Source organism: Nocardioides sp. (genome assembly GCF_050246775.1).
Taxonomy (GTDB): Bacteria; Actinomycetota; Actinomycetes; order Propionibacteriales; family Nocardioidaceae; genus Nocardioides.
In genome coordinates this window covers 139,369-151,983 of record NZ_JBFWVK010000004.1, presented here as the reverse complement: position 1 = coordinate 151,983, position 12,615 = coordinate 139,369, and the positions used below count along the sequence as shown (strand labels likewise).

The 12,615-nt window shown below is 68.7% G+C and carries 11 protein-coding genes; 4 read left to right on the top strand and 7 right to left on the bottom strand.

The annotated features are described in order from the left end of the window. Positions 1 to 5: 5 nt before the first annotated feature. Positions 6 to 3,731 (bottom strand): methionine synthase, encoded by a 3,726-nt coding sequence (gene metH / locus AB7I40_RS17605; RefSeq protein ID WP_428344437.1) that lies wholly within the window; start codon positions 3,729 to 3,731, stop codon positions 6 to 8. A gap of 139 nt (positions 3,732 to 3,870) precedes the next feature. Between metH and AB7I40_RS17600 the strand changes: the two genes are divergently transcribed. Beyond that, entirely contained in the window at positions 3,871 to 4,719 is an 849-nt protein-coding gene (locus tag AB7I40_RS17600; protein WP_428344436.1) for a PAC2 family protein, read from the top strand. 10 nt (positions 4,720 to 4,729) lie between these two features. Here AB7I40_RS17600 and mshC read toward each other — a convergent pair whose 3' ends face one another. The 4 genes from mshC to AB7I40_RS17580 are packed head-to-tail and all read right to left on the bottom strand — an operon-like array spanning position 4,730 to position 8,078. Then, positions 4,730 to 5,956: a cysteine--1-D-myo-inosityl 2-amino-2-deoxy-alpha-D-glucopyranoside ligase gene (mshC, locus tag AB7I40_RS17595; RefSeq protein WP_428344435.1), complete on the bottom strand. Its 1,227-nt coding sequence runs from the start codon at positions 5,954 to 5,956 to the stop codon at positions 4,730 to 4,732. Between the two features lie 16 nt (positions 5,957 to 5,972). Then, positions 5,973 to 6,740, bottom strand: a complete 768-nt coding sequence (locus AB7I40_RS17590; protein WP_428344434.1) for an SCO1664 family protein — start codon at positions 6,738 to 6,740, stop codon at positions 5,973 to 5,975. Positions 6,741 to 6,745: 5 nt separating this feature from the next. Further along, complete coding sequence (locus AB7I40_RS17585; protein ID WP_428344433.1) at positions 6,746 to 7,324, bottom strand: DUF3090 domain-containing protein; 579 nt, start codon at positions 7,322 to 7,324, stop codon at positions 6,746 to 6,748. A 10-nt stretch (positions 7,325 to 7,334) separates the two neighbouring features. Then, complete coding sequence (locus AB7I40_RS17580; protein ID WP_428344432.1) at positions 7,335 to 8,078, bottom strand: histidine phosphatase family protein; 744 nt, start codon at positions 8,076 to 8,078, stop codon at positions 7,335 to 7,337. 33 nt (positions 8,079 to 8,111) lie between these two features. Here AB7I40_RS17580 and corA point away from each other — a divergent pair, with 33 nt between their 5' ends. Then, positions 8,112 to 9,092, top strand: coding sequence for a magnesium/cobalt transporter CorA (gene corA / locus AB7I40_RS17575; protein WP_428344431.1), 981 nt, complete (start codon positions 8,112 to 8,114; stop codon positions 9,090 to 9,092). A 5-nt stretch (positions 9,093 to 9,097) separates the two neighbouring features. On the opposite strand, the gene AB7I40_RS17570 is transcribed toward corA, so the two are convergent. Continuing rightward, on the bottom strand, positions 9,098 to 9,919 hold the full coding sequence (locus AB7I40_RS17570; protein WP_428344663.1) for an undecaprenyl-diphosphate phosphatase: 822 nt from the start codon (positions 9,917 to 9,919) through the stop codon (positions 9,098 to 9,100). A gap of 133 nt (positions 9,920 to 10,052) precedes the next feature. On the opposite strand from AB7I40_RS17570, the gene AB7I40_RS17565 reads away from it, so the two are divergent. Next, positions 10,053 to 11,000, top strand: coding sequence for an aldo/keto reductase (locus AB7I40_RS17565; protein ID WP_428344430.1), 948 nt, complete (start codon positions 10,053 to 10,055; stop codon positions 10,998 to 11,000). A 1-nt stretch (position 11,001) separates the two neighbouring features. Further along, on the top strand, positions 11,002 to 11,235 hold the full coding sequence (locus tag AB7I40_RS17560; protein ID WP_428344429.1) for a DUF5703 family protein: 234 nt from the start codon (positions 11,002 to 11,004) through the stop codon (positions 11,233 to 11,235). A gap of 14 nt (positions 11,236 to 11,249) precedes the next feature. Here AB7I40_RS17560 and AB7I40_RS17555 read toward each other — a convergent pair whose 3' ends face one another. Further along, the gene (locus tag AB7I40_RS17555) at positions 11,250 to 12,551 is read right to left on the bottom strand and encodes a M20/M25/M40 family metallo-hydrolase (RefSeq protein WP_428344428.1); all 1,302 of its coding nucleotides are present in this window, start codon (positions 12,549 to 12,551) and stop codon (positions 11,250 to 11,252) included. Between the last annotated feature and the right edge of the window lie 64 nt (positions 12,552 to 12,615).

The following is a 12,615-nucleotide window of genomic DNA, read 5'->3' as shown; positions in this document are numbered from 1 at the left end:
GTGGTTCAGTCCTCCGGGTCGTAGCCGAGATTGGGCGAGAGCCATCGTTCGGCCTCCGCAACGGTCCAGCCCTTGCGCTCCGCGTAGGCGGCCACCTGGTCGCGTCCGAGCCGTCCCACGACGAAGTACTGGGACTGGGGGTGTGAGAAGTAGAAACCCGACACGGCCGCGCCCGGCCACATGGCCATCGACTCGGTCAAGGAGATGCCGGTGTTGGCCTCGACGTCCAGGAGCTGCCAGAGCAGTTCCTTCTCGGTGTGGTCCGGACACGCCGGGTAGCCCGGCGCCGGACGGATCCCGGCGTAGCGTTCCGCGATCAGGTCCTCGTTGGACAGCTTCTCCTCGGCATAGCCCCAGAACTCGCTGCGGATCCGCTCGTGCAGGCGTTCGGCGAAGGCCTCGGCGAGACGGTCGCCGAGTGCCTCGACCATGATCGCCGAGTAGTCGTCGAGCTCCGCCTGGAACTGCTTGACCTTGTCAGCCAGGCCGATCCCAGCGGTGACGGCGAACGCGCCGACGTGGTCCCTGAGTCCGGAGTCGGCCGGCGCGACGTAGTCGGCCAGCGACCGGTTGGGGATGCCCTCGCGGTGTTCGCCCTGTTGGCGCAGGTGATGCAGGGTCAGCGGGCCGTCAGGTCCGATCACCTCCAGGTCCTCACCTGCACCGACCGCCGGGAACAGGCCGTAGACGCCGCGCGCGGTGACCCACTTCTCCGCGATCATCCGGTCGAGCATGTCCTGGGCGTCGTCGTACAACTTGCGTGCGGTCTCGCCGGTCGTGGGACTGTTGAGGATGTCGGGGAACTTCCCCTTCATCTCCCAGGCGTTGAAGAACGGCTGCCAGTCGATGTAGTCGCGCAGTTCGGCCAGGTCGTAGTCGTCCAGGACCTGTACGCCGTCCTGCTTCGGCACCGGCGGTGTGTAGGACGACCAGTCGATGGGCGTGCGGTTCGAGCGGGCCGCGTCGAAGTCGAGCATCGGACGGTCCTGCTTGGTCGAGTGACGCTGCCGGAGCGCGTCGTAGTCCGCCTTGACGTCGGCCATCAGCCGCGGCCGCAGCCGGTCGTCCAGCAGAGCTGCTGCGGTGGGCACCGATCGCGACGCGTCCTTGACCCAGACCACCGGGCCGTCGTACTTCTGGTCGACCTTGACAGCGGTGTGGGCGCGCGAGGTCGTCGCTCCCCCGATCAGCAAGGGGATGGTGACGCCCTGGCGCTGCATCTCGGTGGCGAAGTTGACCATCTCGTCGAGGGACGGGGTGATCAGGCCGGACAGCCCGATCAGGTCGGCGCTGTGCTCCTGCGCCGCATCGAGGATCTTCTGGGCGGGCACCATCACCCCGAGGTCGATGACCTCGTAGTTGTTGCACTGGAGCACCACGCCGACGATGTTCTTGCCGATGTCGTGAACGTCGCCCTTGACGGTGGCCATGATGATCGTGCCGTTGGTGTCCTTGGCTGTGGCCAGCTCGGGGTTGTCCAGCTTCTCCTGCTCGATGAACGGGATCAGCCACGCCACGGCCTTCTTCATCACCCGGGCGCTCTTGACGACCTGGGGCAGGAACATCTTGCCGGCCCCGAAGAGGTCACCGACGACGTTCATGCCGTCCATCAGAGGGCCCTCGATGACCTCGATGGGACGGCCACCGCGTGCCGCGATCTCCAGGCGCAGGGCCTCGGTGTCGGCCTCCACGTGGGCGTCGATGCCCTTGACCAGCGCGTGGGTGATCCGCTCTCCCAGCGGCATGGTCCGCCAGAGCTCCTCCTCGGCCTCGTCCTGTGCCTCTCCGGACCGGTTGTGGGCCTCGGCGATCTCCAGCAGGCGTTCGGCGGCGTCCGGGCGTCGGTTGAGCACGACGTCCTCGATGCGCTCGCGCAGCTCGGGCTCGACGTCGTCGTAGACGGCCAGCGCACCGGCGTTGACGATGCCCATGTCCAGGCCTGCCTTGATGGCGTGGTAGAGGAAGACGGCGTGGATCGCCTCGCGGACGGGATTGTTGCCGCGGAAGGAGAAGGACACGTTGGAGATGCCGCCGGAGACGAGCGCCCCGGGCAGGTTGGCCTTGATCCAGCGGGTGGCCTCGATGAAGTCGAGGCCGTACGACGCGTGCTCCTCGATGCCGGTGGCGACCGCGAAGACGTTGGGGTCGAAGATGATGTCCTCGGGTGGGAAGCCGACCTCGTCGACGAGGATGCGGTAGGCCCGCTCGCAGATGGCCTGTCGCTTGGCCAGGTTGTCGGCCTGACCGTCCTCGTCGAAGGCCATCACGACCACGGCAGCGCCGTACTTGCGACACAGGCGGGCGTGCTCGCGGAACTTCTCCTCGCCTTCCTTCATCGAGATCGAGTTGACGATCGACTTGCCCTGGACGCACTTGAGCCCGGCCTCGATGACCTCCCACTTGGAGGAGTCGATCATCACCGGGACCCGGCTGATGTCGGGTTCGCCGGCGACCAGCTTGAGGAAGCGGTCCATGGCGGCGACGCCGTCGATCATCCCCTCGTCCATGTTGACATCGATGACCTGTGCACCGTTCTCGACCTGCTGGGCGGCCACCGACAGGGCGGTGTCGTAGTCACCGTCCTTGATCAAGGTGCGGAAGCGGGCCGAACCGGTGATGTTGGTGCGTTCCCCGACATTGACGAACAGTGAGCGGTCGGTGACGGTGAACGGCTCCAGACCGGACAAGCGCAGGGCAGGCTCCACCTGCGCCGGCGCCCGTGGCGGCAGTCCCTCGACAGCGGCGGCGATGGCACGGATGTGGGCAGGCGTGGTGCCGCAACAGCCACCCACCAGGTTGATGAAGCCACTGCGCGAGAACTCGCCGAGCATGGCCGCGGTCTCCTCGGCCGCCTCGTCGTACTCACCGAAGGCGTTGGGCAGCCCGGCGTTGGGATAACAGGACACGAAGGTGTCTGCGATGCGCGACATCTCGGCGATGTAAGGACGCATCTCCTTCGCACCGAGTGCGCAGTTCAGGCCGACGGCCAGGGGTGAGACGTGACGCACGGAGTCCCAGAACGCCTCGGTGACCTGGCCCGACAGTGTGCGTCCGGAAGCATCGGTGATGGTGCCGGAGACGATCACCGGCCAGCGTCGCCCACGCTGCTCGAACAGCGTCTCCACGGCGAAGACAGCCGCCTTCGCGTTGAGCGTGTCGAAGATGGTCTCGATCACCAGCAGGTCGGCGCCGCCGTCGACCAGTCCCCCGGCGGCGTCAAGATAGGCCTCGACCAGCTGGTCGTAGGACACGTTGCGGGCGCCGGGATCGTTGACGTCCGGGGAGATCGACGCGGTCCGCGTCGTGGGTCCCAGAGCTCCGGCGACGTAGCGCGGGCGATCGGGGGTGCGCGCCGTCATGTCGTCGCAGGCGGTCCGTGCGAGGCGGGCGGCGGTCTCGTTGAGCTCGCGGGCCAGTTCGCTCATGCCGTAGTCGCCCAGGGAGATCGCCTGGGCGTTGAAGGTGTTGGTCTCGATGATGTCCGCGCCGGCCTCGAGGTACTCCCGGTGGATGGTGGCGATGATCTCCGGCTGGGTCAGCGTCAGGAGGTCGTTGTTGCCCTGCAGATCACTGGGCCAGTCTGCGAAGCGCTCTCCGCGGTAGCCGGCCTCGTCGGGTCGATCACGCTGGATGGCGGTCCCCATCGCGCCGTCGATGACCAGGATCCGCTCGCGGAGCGCCGCCGTGAGCTCGGCGGTGCAGTCGGGGCGTTCCCGGGACGGTTCCGACACGGTGTTCCTCTCGGCGCGGGCGGTCTGGTAGGACCGCTCATCAAGCCTAGGCAGGCGTTCCAGCAACTGGACGGACTTTCCGCATCGTGACACCGAGCGTTGCCTGCGGTGAAATCCCCGACCCGACTACGCTGGGGCGGTGATCGAGCTGCAGGACATCGCCCCGTTGGACGACCCGGTCGTCATCGCCGCCTTCGAGGGGTGGAACGACGCCGCCGACGCCGCCTCCTCGGTCGTGGACCATCTGCTGTCCGTCTGGGACGCCACCGTCATCGGTGCGGTGGATCCCGAGGAGTTCTACGACTTCCAGATGAACCGTCCGGTGATCGGCACTGACCAGGCCGGTCATCGTCGCCTCACGTGGCCCTCGACGCAGATCGCGGTCGCCTCTCCCCCGGGACTGGGTCGCGACGTGATCCTGATCCGTGGCATCGAGCCCAACATGCGCTGGCGGCAGTTCTGTGCTGAGCTCCTTGCCGCCTGCGACGACCTCGGCGGCGCCCTGGTGATCACGCTCGGCGCGCTGCTCGCCGACACGCCCCACACCCGACCGATCCCCGTCACGGGGACCGCCACGGAGCCCGAGCTCGTGGACCGCCTGAAGCTGGAGCAGTCCACCTATGAGGGTCCGACCGGCATCGTGGGGGTGTTCCAGGACGCCTGTGTGCGTCTCGACATCCCCGCGGTCGGCTACTGGGCGGCCGTCCCCCACTACGTGGCGCAACCCCCGTGCCCCAAGGCGACCCTGGCCCTGGTCGGCCAGATCGAGGAACTGCTCCAGGTGAGCATCCCGCTCGGTGACCTGCCGGAGGATTCCCGGGCCTGGGAGCGCGGGGTCGACGAGCTGGCCGAGGAGGACGAGGACATCGCGGACTACGTCCGTGCTCTGGAGGAGACCCGGGACACCACCGAGCTGCCCGAGGCCTCCGGCGAGGCGATCGCGCGGGAGTTCGAGCGCTACCTCAAGCGTCGCGGCAGCGACGACTGAGGACCGAGGCTCACAGAGCGAGTCCCAGGGCCGCGTCGATGAGGTTGCCGATGCTGGCTCCCGCGTCCGGATCGGAGTCGTCGCCGGCATTGGTGGCCTCGACCCACGCCTCGACCGCTGCAACGGCGCGCGGGGCATCGAGGTCGTCGGCCAGCGCGGCGAGCACCTCATCCACGACGGGGGCTGCGTCGGCGCCGGCACCGAGGGAAAGCGCGGTGCGCCACGCTGCGAGGCTGTCGACGGCATTCCACAGCTTGTCGTCGGTCCACTCCCAGTCCGGGCGGTAGTGCTGACGAAGCAGGGTGAGACGGATCGCCATCGGATCGACCTCGGAGTTGCGCAGCGCCGAGACGAAGACCAGGTTGCCTCGCGACTTCGACATCTTCTCGCCGTCGTAGCCGACCATGCCCTGGTGGGCATAGGCCTTCGCGTATGCCGAGCCCGGGTGGGCCACCTGCGCCTCCCCTGCGCTCATCTCGTGGTGCGGGAAGACCAGGTCGGTGCCGCCGCCCTGGACGTCGAAGTTCATGCCGAGGTACTCCAGCGCGATGGCGCTGCACTCGATGTGCCAGCCGGGTCGCCCAGGGCCGAACGGGCTGTCCCACGCCGGTTCACCCGGCCGCTCACCGCGCCACAGCACGCAGTCCAGCGGGTCTTTCTTGCCCGCTCGCTCAGGGTCGCCACCCCGCTCGGCGAAGAGGGTCAGCATCTGGTCACGGTCCAGCCCGGACACCTCGCCGAAGGCCTCGTCAGCGGTCACCGAGAAGTAGAGGTCGGTGTCGACCGAGTAGACCGCTCCTGCCTCCTGGAGGCGCTCGATGAGGGTGATCACCAGCGGGATGGACTCCACGGCGCCGATGTAGTGCTCGGGCGGCAGGACCCGGAGGGCTGTCATGTCGTCGCGGAAGAGCTGGGTCTCCCGCTCCGCGAGTTCCACCCAGTCGACGTGCACCTTGGTGGCGCGTTCGAGCAGCGGGTCGTCCACGTCGGTGACGTTCTGGACGTAGACGACGTCGTGGCCGGCGTTGCGCCAGGCCCGGTTGAGCAGGTCGAAGGCCAGATAGGTGGCGGCGTGACCGATGTGGGTGGCGTCGTACGGCGTGATGCCGCAGACGTAGAGCCGGGCAGGCCCCTCGGGGCGGGTCTCCACCAGCGCGCCGGAGCGCGCGTCGAACAGGGAGACCGGGGGCCCGGCGACGGGCAGGACGGGAACGTGCGGGGTTGACCACGTGCGCATGGCCGAAGCCTACTTCTCAGAAGGCGGGCCACGGGATCGCGGGCCACTGTGAGGAGGCCTGCGGGTAGCGACCACGCGCCAGCAGCAGCTCACAGCGACGGTGGAACGAGCGCACCTCGTTGCGGGTGACGAGCTCCGACAAGGTGGCAGACAGTGCGTCGTCACCGAGGAGTCGAGTGAGCGCGTCCCGCTCGAACTCGTCGAGTTCCTCGCCCGCCCAGCCCCACAGGACGGTGCGCAGCTTGTCGTCCACGTTGAAGCTCACACCGTGGTCGACGCCGAAGCGGTGACCGTCGGCCATGGCCAGCACGTGGCCGCCCTTGCGGTCGGCGTTGTTCACGATCACGTCGAACAGGGCCATCCGGCGCAGCGGCTCGCTGTTCTCGTGGATCAGCGAGACGGGTTCGCCTCGAGCGTCGCTGGCGTCGAGGACATGCCTCCACCCGTCCGGCACCTCGTGGGGCGCCACCAGGTCCACCGGGTACTGGTCGGGGTCCGGTTCCTGCCAGACCTGCACCATGCCGGGCCCGTGGGGTCCCTCGCGCAGGAAGGTCAGCGGCACCACGTTCCAACCGAGGGCCTCGGAGACGGCGTAGGAGGCGATCTCCCGGTTGGCCAGGGTGCCGTGGGGGAAGTCCCAGAGTGGCTTCTCACCGGCGACGGGCTTGTACACCACCTGGATGTCGCCGGCCGTGGCGAGGAATGTCGCGTTGGAGGCCGGCATGATGCGGCCCTCCAGCACCAGGGGGGCCGAGAGCAGCTCCGGCGACAGCGTCTGGCTCACGGGAGTCAGGGATCGCGTCGCTTGAAGCCGTTGGCGCGCACGCAGAGATGGCCGTCCGGATCGATCGGGTTGCCGCAGAAGGGGCAGCTCGGTCGTCCTGCCTCGACGACAGTGGCCGCGCGTTTGACGAACGCCCGTGCGGCTCCTGCGGTGATGCGCACGACGAAGACCTCGTCGGGCTCGGGCTCCTCGAGGTCCTCGTCGAGCTGCTCGGGCGAGACGACCGCGGCCTCGGTGTAGGGGAAGACCTCGATGACCACCCGCTGCGTCTGCGGCTCCCAGGCGAGGGTCATCGTGCCTGCCCGGAACTCCTCCTCGATCGGCTGCTCGAGGGGGCCGTTGTCGTCGAGATCGAGCGGGGCGACCGCGGGGATGAGGGTGGTGTTGTCCTCGCTGGACATGACCTCGTCGAGGAGCTCGTCGATCCGCTCGGCCAGGACGGCCACTTGCTGCTTCTCGAGGCCGACGCTCGTGACCCGCGCACCACTGCGGGCCTGGAGGAAGAAGGTGCGGGCTCCGGGCTCGCCGACAGTGCCGGCGACGAACCGCTCCGGGGGATCGAATCCGTGTACGAGGGGACTCATGACGACAACCCTATGCCGACGCCGGAACCGGCCCGGCACCCCCACCGACGACGGCGTCGGTCGGCGCCGAGGCCTTCGCGCGGCTCCTGCTTCGCCCCTTGCCCTTCGTCGGCGGTGCCGGTCTCAACCAGGAGAGGTCTCCGGCGTGGGTGTTGACCGACAGCACGTAGGGACGTGCGGAGGTGTAGCGGATGATCGTGACGGAGGCTGGGTCGATGTTGATGCGCTGGAACAGGTCGAGGTGCATGCCGAGCGCATCGGCCACGATCGCCTTGATGACGTCTCCGTGGCTGACCGCTACCCAGGTGGCCTGGTCACCGTGCTCGGCTGCGACGGCAGCGTCGTGGCGACGGATCGAGGAGATCGCCCGTGACGACATCGCGACCATCGACTCTCCGCCGGGGAAGGTGACCGACGAGGGCTGGGACTGGATCGCGGGCCAGAGAGCGTGCTTGACCAGGACCTTGAGCTGTTCGCCCTGCCAGTCGCCGTAGTCGCACTCGAGCAGTCCTCGGTCGGTCGACGGCTTGAGCGCGGTGGCCTGGGCGCCGACGATGGCGGCCGCGGTCTGTCGGCAGCGTTCCAACGGGCTGGTCACTACTGCCGCCAACGGGACCACGCCGAGCCGCTCCGCCGTCGTGCTGGCCTGCTGCCGGCCCACCTCGTCGAGCTTCACACCGGTGGTGCGCCCGGCCAGCACCCCGGTCGCGTTGGCCGTCGTACGGCCGTGTCGGACGAGGATCGCGGTTGCCATGCGGTCGAGACTATCGGGGCTACCCTCGGGCACGTGATCATCGACAACGCCGTTTACCGCCGGGGCGTGCGAGTCCCCGTCGAATGCGACCCGTCGGATCTGGCGGCGGTTCGCGCCGGGCTGACGGGCAAGGACGACTTCGTGTGGATCGGCCTGCACCAGCCGTCCGCCGAGGAGATGGCCGAGGTCGCGCGCGTGTTCGGCCTCCACCGGTTCGCGGTGGAGGACGCCCTCCAGGCTCACCAACGCCCGAAGCTCGTGACCTACGGCGACAGCCTGCTGCTGGTGCTGAAGACCCTGTGGTACGTCGATGAGCACGATGCGGTCGAGACCGGTGAGATCAGCCTCTTCATCGGCAGCGACTTCGTCGTGAGCGTGCGTCACGGGGAGGGCTCGGAGCTGCACACGGCCCGCGCGTTCCTCGAGAGCAAGGAGAACGTGCTCGCGCACGGTCCGTCAGCTGTGGTCTACGCGATCTGCGACACCGTGGTCGATGCCTACGGTGAGGTCGCCGCCGAGCTGGAGCAGGACGTGGACGAGGTGGAGTCCTCGGTCTTCTCACCCGGTCGCACGGACGACTCGGCGCGGATCTACACCCTCAAGCGCGAGATCGCCGAGGTACGCCGCGCCGTGGTTCCGCTGCGGGAGCCGATCGGTCGCCTGGCCGAGGGCGAACCGACCGGGATCGCTGCGGAGGCTGCGCCGTTCTTCCGTGACGTGTCCGGCAACCTGGCCAAGGCCTGGGACATCGTGGACTCCCTGGACCGATTGTTGTCGACCGCGTTCGACGCACACCTCGCGGCGATCTCGGTGCGACAGAACGAGGACATGCGCAAGATCTCGGCGTGGGTGGCGCTGGCCGCGGTGCCGACACTGATCGCCGGCATCTACGGCATGAACTTCGATCACATGCCCGAGCTGCGCTGGCAGTTCGGCTATCCGATGGCGCTGGGGCTGATGCTGGCCATCGTCGGCGGTCTGTGGACCGCGTTCAAGCGTTCCGGCTGGCTCTAGCCGGATCAGGTGGCCGAGATGGTGCCGGCTGCGAGCAGCGCGAGGATGCCGAAGCCGAGCACGAGGCGGTAGGGGATGAACCACGTGATCGGGTGCCCTGCCACGAACCGGAGCAGCCACGCCACGGCGGCGTAGGCGACCAGGAAGCTCACACCGGTGCCGACGACCGTGGGTCCGATCCCGATCCCGTGGACGTCCTTGAGCTCGTAGAGCCCGGCCGCGGTCAGTGCCGGGATGGACAGGAAGAAGCTGAGGCGGGTGGCGGTGACCCGGTCGAGGCCACAGAGCAGGCCGGCGGAGATGGTGGCGCCGGAGCGGGACACCCCTGGGATCAGCGCGATGCACTGGGTGAACCCGACGATCAGGGCGTCGGTGAGGGTCAGGTCGCGTTCTCCACGGTCCTGGGTGCCCCGGGACTCGGCGAACCACATCACCGCACTCCAGGCGATGAGCGCCCCGGCGACCCACCACAGGGATCGCAGGGGGCCGGAGATCACGTCCTTGCCGAGGAACCCCACCACCCCGATCGGGATGGAGCCCAGGATGACGAACCAGCCCATCCGATGGTCGAACGTGCCACGGTACTCAGGCTTCACCAGTCCAGCGAACCAGGCCTTGGCGATGGCCCAGATGTCCTTGAAGAAGTAGACCAGGACAGCTCCGATGGCGCCCATCTGGATCACCGCGGTGTAGGCGGTGATCGCCGGGTCGTCGATCTGGAGCCCCAGCATCTTCTCCGCGATGGTCAGGTGACCGGTGCTCGACACGGGGAGGAACTCGGTGAGGCCCTCGACAACGCCGAGAACCACGGCTTCGAGGTAGTTCAGGTCGGTCATGGGTCACCCAGTGTGATCGTGGACGTAGCGGGGCACAGCCTACGAGGCGGGACCTGCCCGTTACCTGACCGGCTCCCCCGTGGCGCTCACCGACTTTCTGGCCGGGGGTGGTTACCGTTGCGCCATGCAGCAACGCTCCGTGGGCTCGACCGGCCTGAAGGTGTCACGACTGGGCTTGGGCACGCTCACGTGGGGCCGTGACACCGACGAGCACGAGGCTCGTGAGCAGTTGATCGCCTATGTCGAGGCCGGCGGCAACCTCTTGGACACCGCGGCCGGGTACGGCGACGGTGCGTCCGAGGAGCTGATCGGCACCCTCATCGGCGACGTGGTGGCCCGAGATGACGTCGTGCTCGCCACCAAGGCTGGGATCTCGCGTCGCGGCGGGACCCGGGAGACCAACGCGTCGCGGGGCAGCATGCTCACCTCGCTCGACGCCTCGCTCAAGCGGTTGAACGTCGATCACGTCGACCTGTGGCAGGTGCACACGTGGGTGGACGACGCTCCGCTCGAGGAGACGCTGTCGGCGCTGGACTTCGCGGTCACCTCGGGTCGGGCCGCCTATGTCGGGGTGTCGAACTACACGGGGTGGCAGAGCGCGCAGGCTGCGACCTGGCAGCGTGCCGTGCCGGGCCGGGCGACGCTGGCATCGACCCAGGTGGAGTACTCGTTGCTCAACAGGTCCGCCGAACACGAGGTCCTGCCCGCGGCGGCGGCTGTGGGGCTCGGCGTCCTGCCCTGGTCGCCGCTGGGTCGCGGTGTGCTGACCGGCAAGTACCGCGCCGGCACTCCGGCCGACTCGCGTGGCGGCTCCCCACACTTCGCGGGCTTCGTGGGGGCTTATCTCAACGAGCGCGGGCACCGGATCGCCGAAGCGGTGGCGCGTGCTGCCGACGGGCTGGGGTGGACGCCGCTCGAGGTCGCGCTGGTCTGGGTGCGCGACCGGCCGGGCGTCACGGCGCCGTTGGTCGGGGCCAGGACGGCCGCACAGCTGCGTGGCGCACTCGGGATCGATGAGCTCGAGCTGCCCGGCGAGATCGTGGACGCCCTCGACGACGTCTCCGGGGACTGACGTGAGTCGCGCCACCCGACGACCGCCAGCTCCCGGGGTGGAGTGGGAGTTCGACCGGCTGACCCTGCCGCGCGAGTTGTCCCGCAACGTCGTGACTCGCCTGTTGGTGGAGCGCGCCGAGCGCGGCGGCTGGGAGCTTGACCGGGTGCGTATCGGAGCGGACGGCGTACGCCGCGTGGTGCTGCGCCGGAAGATCATCCGTCAGGTTCGCCCGGAGATCCACTTCATCTTCTAGGGGCCGTGGTCCGGTCAGGCCTCGCCGAGGAACCGGTCGAAGACGCGGGCACCGAACTCGAGCGCGTCGACCGGCACTCGTTCGTCGACACCGTGGAAGAGCGCGGTGAAGTCGAGGTCGGCGGGCAGGCGGAGCGGTGCGAAGCCGTAGGAGCGCAGCCCAAGTTTGCGGAAGTGCTTGGCGTCCGTGCCGCCGCTCATCAGGTACGGCGCCACGATCGCGTCGGGGTCCTCGGCGAGGATCGAGCGGGTCATGAGATCGACGAGCCGCCCGTCGTACGGCGTCTCCCAGGGGTCCTGCTTGGAGACGTAGTCGATGCTGACCCGCTCACCGCAGAGCTCGGCCAGGGTCGTGAAGAACTCGTCCTCGAACCCGGGGAGGAAGCGGCCGTCGACATGGGCGGTTGCCTCGGTGGGGATCACGTTGACCTTGTAGCCGGCTTTGAGCATCGTCGGGTTGGTCGTGTTGCGGATGACGGCGCCGAGCATCCGGGCCGCACCCCCGAACTCCTCGATCAGGGCCTCGGCGTTCTCCGGGGTTGCCTGCGTGCCGGCCAGTTCGCCGACGGCGGCCAGGAGGGTGCGCATGGTGGGTGTCAGGCGTACCGGCCACTCGTAGGCCCCGATGCGAGCGACCGCGGCAGCCAGGTCGGTGATCGCGTTGTCGGTGTTGAGCATGGAGCCGTGGCCGGCCCGACCTCTGGCGGTGAGCTTCATCCACGCCATGCCCTTCTCGGCGGCCTGGATCAGGTAGACGCGCTGGCCTCGGATGTCGACCGAGAAGCCTCCCACTTCGCCGACGGCCTCGGTGCAGTCGGCGAGCTCGTCTCGATGTTCGGTGATCAGGTGCTCGGCGCCCTTGTGCCCGCCGGCCTCCTCGTCGGCTGTGAAGCACAGGACCATGGCTCTGTCGGGGGTGGCGCCGGCACGCGCCCGGGCTCGGACACACGACAGCAGCATGGCGTCGAAGTCCTTCATGTCCACCGCGCCGCGGCCCCACACGTAGCCGTCCTGGATCTCGCCGCTGAACGGGTCGACCTGCCAGTCCTCGGCTGCCGCGGGTACGACATCGAGATGGCCGTGCAGCAGCAGTGGGTCGGGTCCGTCGCCCCACCGCGCCACGACCGAGGCACGCCCGGACTCGGACTCGTAGATCGTCGGGGTGATGCCGACCTCGTCGAGCAGCCCGGCGACGTACTCGGCGGCCTTCCGCTCCCCCGGGCCGTCCTCGCCGCCATAGTTGGAGGTGTCGATCCGGATGAGCTCGCGGCAGAGGTCGACCACCTCGGCTGCTGGGTCGTAGTCGGGAGTCTCCATGGCCCCATCCTGACACCCTCCCGATGCGGGGTCGGGGCCCGCCTTTTGCTACAGTTCTCCAGCA